This is a genomic window from Salinisphaera sp. Q1T1-3 (assembly GCF_003602005.1).
Classification (GTDB): Bacteria; Pseudomonadota; Gammaproteobacteria; order Nevskiales; family Salinisphaeraceae; genus Salinisphaera.
This window is the reverse complement of record NZ_QZWD01000017.1, coordinates 1-12597: the sequence shown is the minus strand read 5'-3', so window position 1 is coordinate 12597 and position 12597 is coordinate 1. Positions and strand designations below refer to the sequence as shown.

Sequence of the window (12597 nt, the reverse complement as noted above, 5' to 3'; positions counted from 1 at the left end):
CGGTACGAGTCAACCAAGTCGAGAAGGTTATGCCGAAGATCAAGACCAACCGAGGTGCTGCGAAGCGCCTGAAGCGCACCGGCAGCGGCAAGCTCAAGCGGGCCCGTGCGTTCAAGAACCACATCCTGACCAAGAAGTCGCCGGATCGTAAGCAGCGTCTGGCCAAGGGCACGCTTGTCGCCAAGGCCGACCAGCCGGCGATGGATCGACTGATCCCCTACAAGTAGACAGGCGGATCACGACACCGGCCTGCGGATGCGCGTCCTGGCGTATCAGCGGCCCATGAGCCGGCCCCGATGAGCGGCTCGATCATTCAACTTTAAACAGGGACGCCCAAGATGGCACGAGTCAGTCGCGGCGTGACGGCCAAGGCCCGTCACAAGAAAGTACTCAAGCAGGCGAAGGGTTACTACGGCGCGCGGAGCCGGACGTACCGAGTGGCACGCCAGGCCGTATTCAAGGCCGGGCAGTATGCCTATCGAGACCGTCGCAACCGCAAGCGCGATTTCCGTTCGCTCTGGATTACGCGCATCAGTGCCGGCGCGAAGGCGCAGGGCCTGTCGTACAGCAAGCTGATGAACGGTCTCAAGGTGGCCGGCGTCGAACTGGATCGCAAGATCCTCGCCGACCTGGCCGTTCGCGACAAGGCAGCCTTTGCCAGCGTCGTTTCCACGGCCAAGTCGGCCCTGGGCTGAATCGCTGCGCGGCCGGTGCCACACAAACCGGCGCGATAATGAGCGATCGATGAAGGGAAAGGCTGCGGTCTTTCCCTTTTGTGTGTCTGGCGCGCGCACCAGGCGGCACGGGCCGAACAAGGAAAAAAGGCATGAGCACGGATCTGCAAACGCTTCAGACCCAGTCGCTTGCCGAAATTGCGGCAGCCGACGATTTGAAGACTCTGGAGGCCCGGCGCGTCGCGCTACTGGGCAAGAAGGGCGAAATCACTGCCCGGCTCAAATCCCTCGGTCAGCTGGCGCCGGAAGAGCGCAAGGCCGCCGGTGCGGCCATCAATCAGGTCAAGCAGGCGATCGTCGAAGCGATCGAGTCGCGACGCCATCAGCTTGAGCAGGCCGCGTTCGAGGCCCAGTTGGCTGAAGAGACCGTCGATGTGACGTTGCCGGGCCGGGGCGAGACGCCCGGCGCGCTCCATCCGATCACGCGGACCCGTCGACGCATCGAGGCGCTGTTCGGTCAGCGCGGTTTCGAGGTCGTGACCGGGCCGGAGATCGAGGACGATTATCACAACTTCGAGGCGTTGAACGTGCCGCCGGACCATCCGGCGCGCGCGATGCAGGATACGTTCTATCTCGACGGCGGCCGGCTCCTGCTGCGCACGCAGACCTCTCCGGTCCAGATCCGGACGATGGAGACACGACAGCCACCGATCCGCATCATCTCGCCGGGGCGGGTCTACCGGCACGACTCGGATCGAACCCACAGCCCGATGTTCCATCAGGTCGAAGGGCTCTATGTCGCCGAGAGCGTGAGCTTTGCCGAGCTGCGTGCCGATCTGCACGCGTTTCTGGAAGCGTTTTTCGATACCGATCTGAGATTGCGTTTCCGGCCGTCCTATTTTCCGTTCACCGAGCCGTCGGCCGAAGTTGACATCGACGGCCGCGCGCTGGGCACGGGTTCCGGCTGGATGGAGGTACTGGGCTGCGGCATGGTGCATCCCAACGTGCTCGAGGCCGCCGGGGTCGATTCGACGCGTTACACCGGCTATGCCTTTGGCATGGGCATCGAGCGTCTGGCCATGCTGCGCTACGGCGTGACCGATCTGCGCCCTTTCTACGACAACGATCTGCGCATGCTCGCGCAGTTCGGCTAAGGAGCATTCATGAAAGTCAGCGAGCAGTGGCTGCGTGAATGGGTCGATACCACGGCCGATCTCGAAACGATCGCCGATCGATTGACCATGCTGGGTCTGGAAGTCGATTCCATCGATGCCGTACCCGGCGCCACGGCAGGCGTCGTGATCGGGCGTGTGGCGACATGCGAGCCGCATCCGGACGCCGACAAGCTCTCGGTCTGCACGGTGGATACCGGCGACGAGACCGCACAGATCGTCTGCGGCGCGCCCAATGTGGCCGCCGGCATTCATGTGCCCGTGGCCACCGTCGGGACACACATGCCAGGCGGTATGAAGATCAAGAAAGCCAAGCTGCGTGGCGTCGAGTCCCGCGGCATGCTGTGCAGCGCGGCAGAGCTCGGCATATCCGGCGAGGGCGACGGGCTCTGGCTGTTGCCGGCAACGGCGCCGGTCGGTACGCCGCTGGTCGATTACCTGGGCCTGCCGGATACCGTGCTCGATGTCGATCTCACGCCGAACCGCGGAGACTGTCTGTCGATGCGCGGCATCGCGCGCGAAGTCGCGATCGGGCTGGACGGCGTCTTCGACGAACGCGCGCCGGTCGCGCCGCGTGCCACGGCGGCGAGCACCATGAAGGCCGTGATCGAGGCGCCGGATCATTGCGCGGCGTATGGCGCTCAGTACATCGAGGACATCGATCGCCAGGCTTCGACGCCGCTCTGGATGGCCGAGCGTCTACGTCGGGCCGGCGTGCGCGTGATCAGTCTGCCGGTGGATATCGGCAACTACGTCATGCTCGAGTATGGCCAGCCGATGCATGCCTTCGATGCCGACAAGCTTGTCGGCACGATCCGCGTTCGGCTATCCCGCGCGGGCGAGCAGATCGAGACGCTCGACAACGAGACCGTGACCCTCGACGACGATACGCTGGTGATCGCCGACGACCATGGCCCCGTGGCCATGGCCGGCATGATCGGCGGGGCGCGCACGGCCGTGGGTGATGACACGCGTCGTGTATTGTTCGAGTCGGCCTGTTTCGTGCCGGCGGCGGTGGTCGGCCGTGGGCGTCGATACAAGATACACACGGATTCCCTGCATCGGTTCGAGCGCGGCGTCGATCCGGCATTGCCGGCGCGTGCGCTAGCGCGTGCCAGCGGGCTGCTCATGGATCTGGCCGGCGGCGCCTGTGGACCGGCCACGATCGCCGAGGGCGTGCCGGTAGGCATCACGGATCGTCGCATCGATCTGGCCGGGGCGCGGGTGACGCGTCTGCTCGGTCAGGCCATCGACAACGACACCATCGCGCGCGTGCTCGACGGCATCGGCTGTCGTGTCGAGACCGAAGGGGCGGGTCAATGGCGTGTCACCCCGCCCAGCTGGCGCTACGATCTGGCCATCGAGGCCGATCTCGTCGAGGAGATTGCGCGCGTCTACGGTTACGACAGATTGGAAACCGAGCGAGCCGGCGTGCGCATGCCGCCCATCTCCGCAGCCGATGCCCGCCAGGCCGGTTTCGATGCCGGCCAGGTTCTGCGGCAACGCGGTTACAGCGAGGCGATCACCTACAGCTTCGTGGCGCCGGGGCTGCATGACGAGCTGACCGGCAGCGCGCCGGCCGGTCGGCTGGACAATCCCATCTCCGACCAGATGGTGACCATGCGTCGCACGCTCTGGGCCGGGCTGCTGGAAGCCTGGGCCTACAACACGCGGCGCCAGCAGACGCGCGTGCGGCTCTACGAGGAAGGACTGTCCTTCGTGCCGGATGCAACCCAGCCGATCGGCTACGACCAGCAGGCCATGATCGCCGGTCTGCTGGCCGGCAGTGCGGCGCCCACGCACTGGGGTGAGATCGAACGCCCGGTCGATTTCTTCGATATCCGCGGCGACGTCGAAGCCCTGTTCGGGCGGCTCGCGCCGCGGCTGACATTCACCGCCGCACGCCATCCGGCGCTGCATCCCGGCCGCTGTGCCCGCATCCATCTGGACGAAACACCAGTCGGCTGGGTCGGGCAGCTTGCGCCCACGTTCGCCCGGCGCTACAAGAACCAGACGCTGCCGTATCTTTTCGAGATTTTCGTTTCGGCGTTGCCGCAGGATGTGGCCATCCGCTTTGATACGCCCTCGGATCAGCCCCAGGTCAGACGTGATCTGGCTTTGGTGGTTCCGGAGTCGGTGACCGTGGGACAACTCAGGACGATCATCTCCGGGGTCGAAGCACCGGTTCTGCGCTCCGTGGAAGTATTTGATGTCTTTCGCGGTCAAGGGCTCGAAGAAGATCACAAGAGCATCGCCTTGAGCTTGATTTTCCAAGATAAAGAGAGCACGCTCAGTGATGAATCGGTTGAAGAAATGACAACGGCGATCGTCGCGGCATTACGCTGTGACGCAGGGGCGCGTCTCAGGGGGGAGTGAATCAGTGGCGCTGACCAAAGCGGATATCACGGAAGGGCTGGCCGAGCAGCTGGGCTTCAACAAGCGCGAGTCGAAGGAATTCGTCGACTTGTTCTTCGAGGAGCTACGTACAACGCTCGAAGACGGTGATTACGTCAAACTGTCCGGCTTCGGCAACTTCGAGTTGCGTGACAAGAACGAGCGACCGGGCCGGAACCCGAAGACCGGCGAGGAAATACCCATTTCCGCGCGTCGAGTCGTGAGTTTCAAGCCGGGGCAGAAGATGCGTGCGCGTGTCGAGTTGCAGGTTGTCGACGACGAGTGACGCCTCGCTGCCGCCGATACCCGACAAGCGCTACTTCGCCATCGGCGAAGCCAGCGCGCTTTGTGGGGTCAAGCCGCATGTACTGCGTTACTGGGAACAGGAGTTTCCACAACTCGACCCGCCGAAACGGCGCGGCAACCGCCGGTATTATCGCGTAGCCGATATCGAGACGGCACGAGCGATTCGCGGGCTGCTCTACGACGAGGGCTTCACGATCGCCGGCGCGAAAGCACGCCTGAACGGCGATACGCCGTCATCGTCCGTACCGGCGCCGGGCCTCGGTGAACAGCTCGTCGCCATCCGATGCGATCTGGAAAGAATTCGTGATCTGATGGACGAATAATCGAGTGACAACGCGCCGGGGTTTGATAGAATAACGCGCTCAGTCGGGGTATGGCGCAGTTTGGTAGCGCGTCTGCATGGGGTGCAGAAGGTCGTAGGTTCAAATCCTGCTACCCCGACCATTTCCTTAGCGTCAAACAGCGCCACCGGCAATCCGTGAAGTCACCGGATTGCAACGCCGGTCGGCCGCGCGCTTTCTCCAGGCATAGGACATCACCCGGGTGAGCCGCGGTGTCAGCCGTTTGATGTGACGACAAAACCGGGCGTTGCCGATCAATGTCAGATACGGTCGTGATGGCCGGGCCTGGCCAGGTCGTTCATGAGAGGCGATAAGACAACGGGCCGTGACAAGACTGGACTAAGGCCTGTTGATGTTTCGTTCGAGCGCCTTTTCGTCGAGAGACCGCCGTGTGTCCGGCAAGGCGCGAGTCGCCGATCGTGGCGTGCCACGATCCAGACTCGCAACGCCGCCGGGCGCCCATCGTCGATTTTTCATGGGCGACCCAACCCTTCGGGACAAGCGCCCCGAAATCAAGAACACGACGGCAATACAGCGTTCTAGCACCCTGGCGCAGAATGACACGCTATGCGTGCTAGGCCTCGTCTTGCCGCCCATCGTCAATTTCAGGGCGCACTTGGCGCGGACTCGCACGAAACATCAACCGGCCCTAGCGCGGAAACGTGTTGGTGCTGCGCGAGGGGGCCCAAGACTTCTTCTGGAAAGCCGGCATTCAGGAGCTCGATGCCCAGGAGATCGCGCTGGACATACACCACATCTTCCCCAGTTACTGGTGCGAAACGCAGGGTATTCCGGTCAAGCAATACGACAACATAATAATCAACAAGACGCCGATTTCGTACAAGGCGAATCGCAAGATCGGTGGCGATGCACCGTCGCACTATCTGCAAAAGATACAAAACGATCCGCAGGTGCAGATGGGCGATGCCGAGATGGACACGATTCTGGCCAGCCATTGTGTCCCGGCGGCGCGTTTGCGGGAAAACGACTTCCACGGTTTTATCGACGCGCGGCGGCGGCTTCTGCTCGGTCTGATCCAGGAAGTCATGGGTAAGCGCATTGCTGAAAACGATGTGGCCGCTTGAAAGGCGATATCTGTTGCTGGAGTGCGTTTTGACACGCTTGTACTTTGTCGCGCGCACGACAAACGAAGCGTGGGGCTGATTGGCTCGGGTCAAGCGATCGGCTAAACTGCAGACAGTCAAGAGGAATACCGAGATGGCTAGCACCGGGGACAACATAACCGAGCGCCTGCACGCGGAAATCGACCGTGTCCCGCCGGATCGCCGCGAGGCGTTGCTGACTATTATCCATGCTTATCGAGAGGCCGTGGACGACGCGATTGATCCGGCCGAGTCGATTCGTCGCGGATTGGCGGATATTCGGGATGGCCGCGTGCATGCCATCGAATCGCTGTGGGATGGGATTGAACAGGCTTGATGCGGGTCGAGTATTCAACCGAGTTCAAGAAAAATCTGCTCAAGCTATCGCGCCGTTATCGTCGTATTCGCGCTGATGTAGAGCCGATCATTCAGGCACTCATGACTGGCGAAACACTTGGCGATCGGGTTTCGGGCGTTGGTTATCCCACCTACAAGGTTCGCATCAAGAACCGTGACGCCGGTCGCGGCAAAAGCGGCGGCTATAGATGTCTGTACTACCTGTGTCCGCCGGATCGGATACTTCTGGTCACGATATATTCCAAGTCCGATGCCGACGATGTGCCGACGCATTTATTACGGCGTTTGATTGAGGAACATCTAACGGAACAGGGCCCGTGATGCCCATACAGGCGCGTATCGAGGCGCATACCGGTAAAGAAACGTCGCAACTGAACCAGGCCGGGTTCATGATTTGGTCGCGATGCTTCCGGCCGTAGTAGCCAACGACTTGCAGGAGGCGGTGCGCAAATTTCTGCGCACCGCCTTTCCAATAGCGACGCCATATTTCCAGCGCGCTGACGGCGCCGCCCCCGATAGCCATGCATTGATTGACGATCTGATCACGCGGCCGCGGCCCATTCAGCGGCGCGTTGGCGGCCAATTGGCGAAGTGTTTCGGACGTGGCGGGGCATACGTCCGGATCTTGGACGTGGAGAGCCCCTGAGCCACGAGGCCCTCGGCGAGTTTGACGGCCGCGGAGACGCCATCGATGACAGGCACGCCCGTCCGTTCGATGACACGGGCGGTCAGGCCGGACATGCCGCCGCAGCCCAGACAGATCGCCTCGGCGCGGTCATGGTCGACCGCATGGCCGGCCTTGGCCACGATCGCCTCGATGGCCGCCTCGGGGTCGCGCTCGAGGTCGAGCACGGCCAGACCGCTGGCATGCACCGACGCCAGTCGATCCGAGAGCCCGGCCAGTTTGAGCCGGTCCTCGATCATCGGCACCGCGCGATCCAGGGTCGTCACGACCGAATAACGGTGCCCCACGAACATGGCGGTGGCGGCCGCAGCTTCGGTGATGTCCACCACGGGCACGTCGAACAATTCCTGCAGGCCCTCGCGCCCGTGCTCGCCGTAGCCGGCCTGAATGATGGCGTCGTACAGGCCGGTGTACGAGCGGATCGTTTCCATCACCGCCACGGCCGCGACGTAGCTTTCGTAGTTGCCTTCGACCGATTCCGCGCCGAAATCCGGCGTGATGGGGACGATTTCGGTGTCGGGCAGGGCCACGCGGCGAGCCTGTGCCGCGATGTTGTGCGTCATCGACGCGGTGGTATTGACGTTGGCGACCAGAATACGCATGGAAAAATCTCGTATCGAATTCAGACGGCCGGACGAGAGATACGCTCGCCGGAGACGTCGGATGCGTGTGGCTGACGCGGCGTGATCAGCAGATAGATCGCGGCCGCCATGATCGCGCCGATGAACCAGGAAAAACCGGCCAGTGCTTGGAACCACGGGACGAGGCTCACCACGACGGCCGCGATGGCTGCGGGAAAGACCGCGGCCAGAGCGCGGCGGTTCACCCCGTGGGTGTAGTGATAGCTGCCGGTAGGCGCGTCGCTGTATAGATCCGGTATGTGAACACGTTGACGGCGCACGATCCAGAAGTCGGCCATGATCAAGCCGAAGAAGGGGCCGAGCACAGCGCCCAGGCCGCTGAGGAAATATTCGATGACCAGCGGGCTGTTGTAGAGATTCCACGGCAGGATGGCCACGCCAATGATCGCGCTCAGCAGACCGGCTCGTTTGAAGTCGAGGTATCTGGGTGCGAGATCGGCGAGCATGTAGATGGGCGCGACGAAATTCGCGACGAGATTGACCGCGATGGTCAGGACGATCAGGGCGAGCGAGGCGACGATCCGCCAGCCGGCCTCCGGAATCGTGCGCACGATATCCGCGGGACTGGTGATGATCTGACCGTTGATATGAAACTGTGCGCCGGCGAGCACGATGACGATGCCGGCGAAGACGAGCATGTTCAGCGGAATGCCGAGCAGATTGCCGAGTACGATGGCACGTCGATCGCGGGCACAGCGCGTGAAGTCACAGACATTGAGCGCGAACGTGCCGTAGATGACCACCCACAGGCCGGCCCCGCCCAGAATCTTGAGCCACATCGCCATGCCGGACAGCGGCGTGGCGATCGACCAGGCGACGTTGAAGTCGGCGCGCATCAGTACCCAGCCGGCCAGCCCGAGCATGGTCACGAGAATGACGGGGCCGGCGAAATCGACGTAGCGTCGTACCATTGCCATGCCGTAGCTCACGATGATGACCTGAGCGACCCATAGCAGCATGAACGACAGCCAGCCGAGCAGCGACAGGCCCAGCAACATGCGTGAATCCAGGGCCGCCAGTGCCGGGAAGAGCGTGGTCAGCAACACGCTGAGTACCGAAGCCGCGAGATAGGTCTGGATGCCGAACCAGACGATCGCGACGACGCCGCGTGCGATCGCCGGCAGCCGGCCGCCGCGGATACCGAAGGCGATCCGACTGATGACGGGAAAGGGCACCCCGGTGCGTTCACCAACGAAGCCGGACAGGGTGAGCATGCCGAACAGCACGAGTGCGCCGATCAGAAATGTCAGCAGGATCTGCCAGGCCCCGAGGCCCAGCGCGAACAGGCCGATCGCGAACGTGTAGTTGCCCAGGCTGTGGACATCATTGGCCCACAGCGTGAATACGCTGTAGGTACCCCAGGGTCGATTGCCTGCCGAAACCGGGGCCAGATCCCGGTTATAGAGGTGCGGGCTTGGAAATACCGGCTCGGCCGTGGCGGTACGCGGGCCGCCGTCGGCGGGGCGTTCGATTGCCGCACTCATGACGACACCGGGTGCGGGGCCGGCACATCGACCGTGATCGGAACAGGCACGGGGATCTCGTCACAGTTTGCCCCCGGACCGCTGCGGTGCACCTCGAGGAACTCGCAATCCGTGTCGAGCGCGATCATCGGGTGGTGCCAGACGCCCCGGTGATAGTTGATGCCCTGATGACCGGCCGCGATGAACGCCCGAAACGCATCCGCGGCCGGTGCCTCACCGGCCGGTGCCACGACCACGAGATAATGCTGGCCGTCGAGCGGTACGAAGACCTGCGTGCCGAGCGGGTGACGCTCCATCACCCGAAGCGGAACCGGAGCGGTCTCGGCTCGGCAGGCCACGCGACTGATCGCCGGGCGGCCGTCTTCGGTATCGAGATCCAGACAGGCCAGATCCGCAAAACGGCGCCCCTTGCCCTGATTGATCTCAACGGCTGGACCGCTCGAGGCGATGACGTCCCCGAACGGCGCAAAACCGCGGGCTGTCAACGGTTCGGCGACGAGTCGTCGGACGGGGGCGGAACGCTGTGCTGCTCTGGCCATAGGTGGCTCCTGAGGGCGGGGGACGTGTGCCGTTGCGTCGGGCTATGCGTTGTCGTTCGGCGCCCCGTGCGGATGTTCGGCGCGCCAGTGCCGGGCGATCGCCTCGCGCGTGCACACCCAGGCATCCTCGTGGCGTTGAACGTAATCGAGAAAACGGGCGACGGCGGCCGCCCGGGCGGGTCGCCCGGCCACACGGCAGTGCAGGCCCACGGACAACATCTTCGGCCGATCTCTGCCTTCGGCATGGAGCACGTCGAAAGCATCCTTGAGATAGGTGAAGAACTGATCGCCGGCATTGAAGCCCTGCGGCGCGACGAAGCGCATGTCGTTGGTATCGAGCGTGTAGGGCACGATGAGCTGTGGTTCGGCCACGCCGGGCACCGACTCCCAGTAGGGCAGATCGTCGGCGTAGGAATCGGCGTCGTAGAGGAACCCGCCGTGCTCGGCGACCAGACGGCGTGTGTTCGGCCCACAACGCCCGGTGTACCAGCCGACCGGCGCACGTCCGGTCATTTGCTCGATCGTCTTGACGGCAAGCCGGATATGCTCGCGCTCGGTGGCTTCGTCGACATACTGATAATCGATCCAGCGCCAGCCGTGGCTGGCGATCTCGAAGCCCGCGTCCATCATGGCCTGCACGGCGTCCGGATTGCGCTGCAGCGCCATGCCGACACCGAACACCGTGGCGGACAGGCCGCGCTCGGTAAACAGACGGTGCAGCCGCCAGAAACCGGCACGACTGCCGTATTCATAGAGCCATTCCATGCTCATGTGGCGCACGCCTTCGCGGGCGTCCGTACCGACCATTTCCGACAGAAAGGCCTCAGAGGCGGCATCGCCGTGCAGGACGTTGTTCTCTGCGCCTTCCTCGTAATTGATCACGAACTGGACGGCGATCCGGGCATCGCCCGGCCAGCGGGCGTGCGGCGGCCGGGCGCCGTAGCCGACCATGTCGCGGGGATAGGGGGCGTTGGCTGTTTCAGCGGGCATTTCGAGTATCCGTGAAGGCGGGGGCGGCCGTATCCGTGGCATGGGCATCGAGCATGCCGGCCAGGTCGTCGGTTTCGGTGTCGTCGTCCTGCAGATGCAGCTGGGCTTCGCAATCAAGCAGGTGGCGGATCATGGCCTGCTGCGCGGCGGCGACGTCGCCGCTGGCGATCGTCTCGACCAGTGCCTCGTGGACATGCTCGGCGCAGTGCGGCAGCACATAGGTCTGGTAGGTCGCGATGATCAGCGACGTGCGACCGATCAACTGCTCGAGGAATTCGAACAGCACGTCGTTGCCGGCCATACGTGCCAGACCGCGATGAAAATCGCCCGAGGCACGGATCATCGCCTGACGATCACGGGCCTCATGCGCGCGTCGATCCGCGACCACCAGCGCATCCAGCGTACGGCGATCGGCCGCGGCCAGGTGCGGCACGCTGTCGGCCAGCAGGGCCGGTTCGATCACACGGCGCGCGGCGAATACGTTGCGCGCCTCGGTCACGTCGGGGCGCGGCACGATCGCACCGCGATTCGGACGAATCTCCACGAGACGATCGCTGGCCAGGCGGAACAGTGCCTTGCGAACCACGGTTCGGCTCACCTCGTAGAGCTGGCCCAAACGGGCCTCGGACAGGCGCGTGCCCGGTGGCATGCGTTGCTCGAAGATGGCCGCTGCGATGTCCTGTTCGATGCGGATATCGACTGATGCTGGCCGATCCTCGGCGGCAGTCTCGTCGGCCGGCGCGCCGGTGGTCGTGGCCTGGGCCGTCATCAGCGTGCCTCCGGCAGGGCCGTTGCATCGAGTCCCGGGTGACGATTGACGTCCTTGTAGAGCAGATAGCGAAACGGTCCCGGCCCGGCGGCATAACAGGCCTGCGGGCAGAATGCGCGCAGCCACATGAAGTCGCCGGCTTCGACTTCCACCCAGTCCTCGTTGAGCTGATAGACCGCCTTGCCCTCGAGCACGTAGAGCCCGTGTTCCATGACATGAGTTTCGGAAAACGGAATCACGCCGCCGGGCTGAAAGGTCACGATCGTCACGTGCATGTCGTGTGACAGATCGTCCGGATCGACGAATCGGCTGGTCGCCCAGACGCCGTTGCAGTCGGGCATCGTCGTTGGCGTGATCGCATCGTCGTGCGTGACGAAACTGGCGGGCGCAGACACACCATCGACGTATGCGTAGCGCTTGCGGATCCACTGGAAGCGCGTCGGTGTCTGTGCCGGGTTGTCCAGACGCCATGTGCTTTCCGGGCCAATGAAGACATAACTGCCCGGAAGCAAGTCATGGGCCAGGCCGTCGAGGATCAGGCGTGGGCTGCCTTCGAGCACGAACAGGACCGCCTCGGCATCGGCCACGGGTTCGGGCATATCACTGCCGCCGCCCGGGGCGACCTCGACGATGTACTGGGCGAATGTCTCGGCGAAACCGGATAAGGGGCGCGCCAGGATCCAGGCGCGGGTGTCGCGCCAGTGCGGCAATCGGCTGGTCACGATGTCCCGCATGACGCCGCGTGGGATGACCGCGTAGGCCGTCTTGAACACGGCGCGATCGACGGTGCGTTGACTCTGGTCGGGCAGCCCGGTGACAGGGGCGGCATAAGTGTGTTGGCTCATGAGTCCGGAAACTCTCGTGTCATGTGAAGGACACTAGGTTCCGCGTCAATTGGATACGATTCAACTTTGGTTGAGTATCCAATGCACTGTTATGGGGTATTCAATCAGTGCAGGCTGTCCATGAGCGGTCGATGATGGACCGCGATCGAACCACTGCACGGAGCAATTTCATGACGGATCGAATCGACAAGGCCGGGCTGGCGATCGGCCGGCCGCTTTACGAGCTGATGGAGACAGCGCTGTCGGGCACCGGGGTGAGCTCGGAAGTGTTCTGGGCGGAGCTGGCCGAACTGGTCG

General features: G+C 63.5%; 15 protein-coding genes and 1 tRNA gene. 10 read left to right on the top strand and 6 right to left on the bottom strand.

Going from position 1 to position 12597, the window contains the following annotated elements; genetic code table 11:
- Positions 1-29 precede the first annotated feature (29 nt).
- The 10 genes from rpmI (at position 30) to D3260_RS14150 (ending at position 6668) form a co-directional block, all read left to right on the top strand.
- Positions 30-227 (top strand): 50S ribosomal protein L35, encoded by a 198-nt coding sequence (gene rpmI / locus D3260_RS14195; protein WP_120099275.1) that lies wholly within the window; start codon positions 30-32, stop codon positions 225-227.
- 111 nt (positions 228-338) lie between these two features.
- Positions 339-695, top strand: a complete 357-nt coding sequence (rplT, locus tag D3260_RS14190; protein WP_120099274.1) for a 50S ribosomal protein L20 — start codon at positions 339-341, stop codon at positions 693-695.
- A 131-nt stretch (positions 696-826) separates the two neighbouring features.
- Complete coding sequence (pheS, locus tag D3260_RS14185) at positions 827-1828, top strand: phenylalanine--tRNA ligase subunit alpha (protein WP_120099273.1); 1002 nt, start codon at positions 827-829, stop codon at positions 1826-1828.
- Between the two features lie 9 nt (positions 1829-1837).
- A complete protein-coding gene (pheT, locus tag D3260_RS14180) occupies positions 1838-4222 on the top strand; it encodes a phenylalanine--tRNA ligase subunit beta (protein ID WP_120099272.1) in 2385 nt (794 codons plus the stop codon).
- A gap of 4 nt (positions 4223-4226) precedes the next feature.
- Positions 4227-4526 carry an integration host factor subunit alpha gene (locus tag D3260_RS14175; RefSeq protein WP_120099271.1) on the top strand — a complete coding sequence of 100 codons (300 nt, stop codon included), beginning with the start codon at positions 4227-4229 and terminating at the stop codon, positions 4524-4526.
- A complete protein-coding gene (locus D3260_RS14170) occupies positions 4510-4869 on the top strand; it encodes a MerR family transcriptional regulator (protein WP_120099270.1) in 360 nt (119 codons plus the stop codon). The genes D3260_RS14175 and D3260_RS14170 overlap by 17 nt, the downstream gene beginning before the upstream one ends.
- A gap of 44 nt (positions 4870-4913) precedes the next feature.
- A tRNA-Pro gene (locus D3260_RS14165) sits at positions 4914-4990 on the top strand.
- A gap of 562 nt (positions 4991-5552) precedes the next feature.
- On the top strand, positions 5553-5972 hold the full coding sequence (locus tag D3260_RS14160) for a hypothetical protein (protein WP_120099269.1): 420 nt from the start codon (positions 5553-5555) through the stop codon (positions 5970-5972).
- 79 nt (positions 5973-6051) lie between these two features.
- The gene (locus D3260_RS14155) at positions 6052-6327 is read left to right on the top strand and encodes a hypothetical protein (RefSeq protein WP_158583547.1); all 276 of its coding nucleotides are present in this window, start codon (positions 6052-6054) and stop codon (positions 6325-6327) included.
- Positions 6327-6668, top strand: coding sequence for a type II toxin-antitoxin system RelE/ParE family toxin (locus D3260_RS14150; protein ID WP_120099267.1), 342 nt, complete (start codon positions 6327-6329; stop codon positions 6666-6668). The genes D3260_RS14155 and D3260_RS14150 overlap by 1 nt, the downstream gene beginning before the upstream one ends.
- A 240-nt stretch (positions 6669-6908) precedes the next feature.
- Here the strand turns inward: D3260_RS14150 and D3260_RS14145 are convergent, their stop codons facing one another.
- From D3260_RS14145 to D3260_RS14120, 6 genes are read right to left on the bottom strand one after another with little or no spacing between them, the layout of a single operon-like run.
- Positions 6909-7634 carry an aspartate/glutamate racemase family protein gene (locus D3260_RS14145; RefSeq protein ID WP_120099266.1) on the bottom strand — a complete coding sequence of 242 codons (726 nt, stop codon included), beginning with the start codon at positions 7632-7634 and terminating at the stop codon, positions 6909-6911.
- 20 nt (positions 7635-7654) lie between these two features.
- Positions 7655-9157, bottom strand: a complete 1503-nt coding sequence (locus D3260_RS14140; protein WP_120099265.1) for an NCS1 family nucleobase:cation symporter-1 — start codon at positions 9155-9157, stop codon at positions 7655-7657.
- On the bottom strand, positions 9154-9696 hold the full coding sequence (locus D3260_RS14135; RefSeq protein ID WP_120099264.1) for an ureidoglycolate lyase: 543 nt from the start codon (positions 9694-9696) through the stop codon (positions 9154-9156). Before D3260_RS14135 ends, D3260_RS14140 begins: the two co-directional genes overlap by 4 nt.
- Positions 9697-9738: 42 nt before the next feature.
- Entirely contained in the window at positions 9739-10686 is a 948-nt protein-coding gene (gene puuE / locus D3260_RS14130) for an allantoinase PuuE (protein ID WP_120099263.1), read from the bottom strand.
- Positions 10676-11455 carry a GntR family transcriptional regulator gene (locus tag D3260_RS14125; RefSeq protein ID WP_120099262.1) on the bottom strand — a complete coding sequence of 260 codons (780 nt, stop codon included), beginning with the start codon at positions 11453-11455 and terminating at the stop codon, positions 10676-10678. Before D3260_RS14125 ends, puuE begins: the two co-directional genes overlap by 11 nt.
- Positions 11455-12300: a bifunctional allantoicase/(S)-ureidoglycine aminohydrolase gene (locus D3260_RS14120; RefSeq protein ID WP_120099261.1), complete on the bottom strand. Its 846-nt coding sequence runs from the start codon at positions 12298-12300 to the stop codon at positions 11455-11457. The genes D3260_RS14125 and D3260_RS14120 overlap by 1 nt, the downstream gene beginning before the upstream one ends.
- Between the last annotated feature and the right edge of the window lie 297 nt (positions 12301-12597).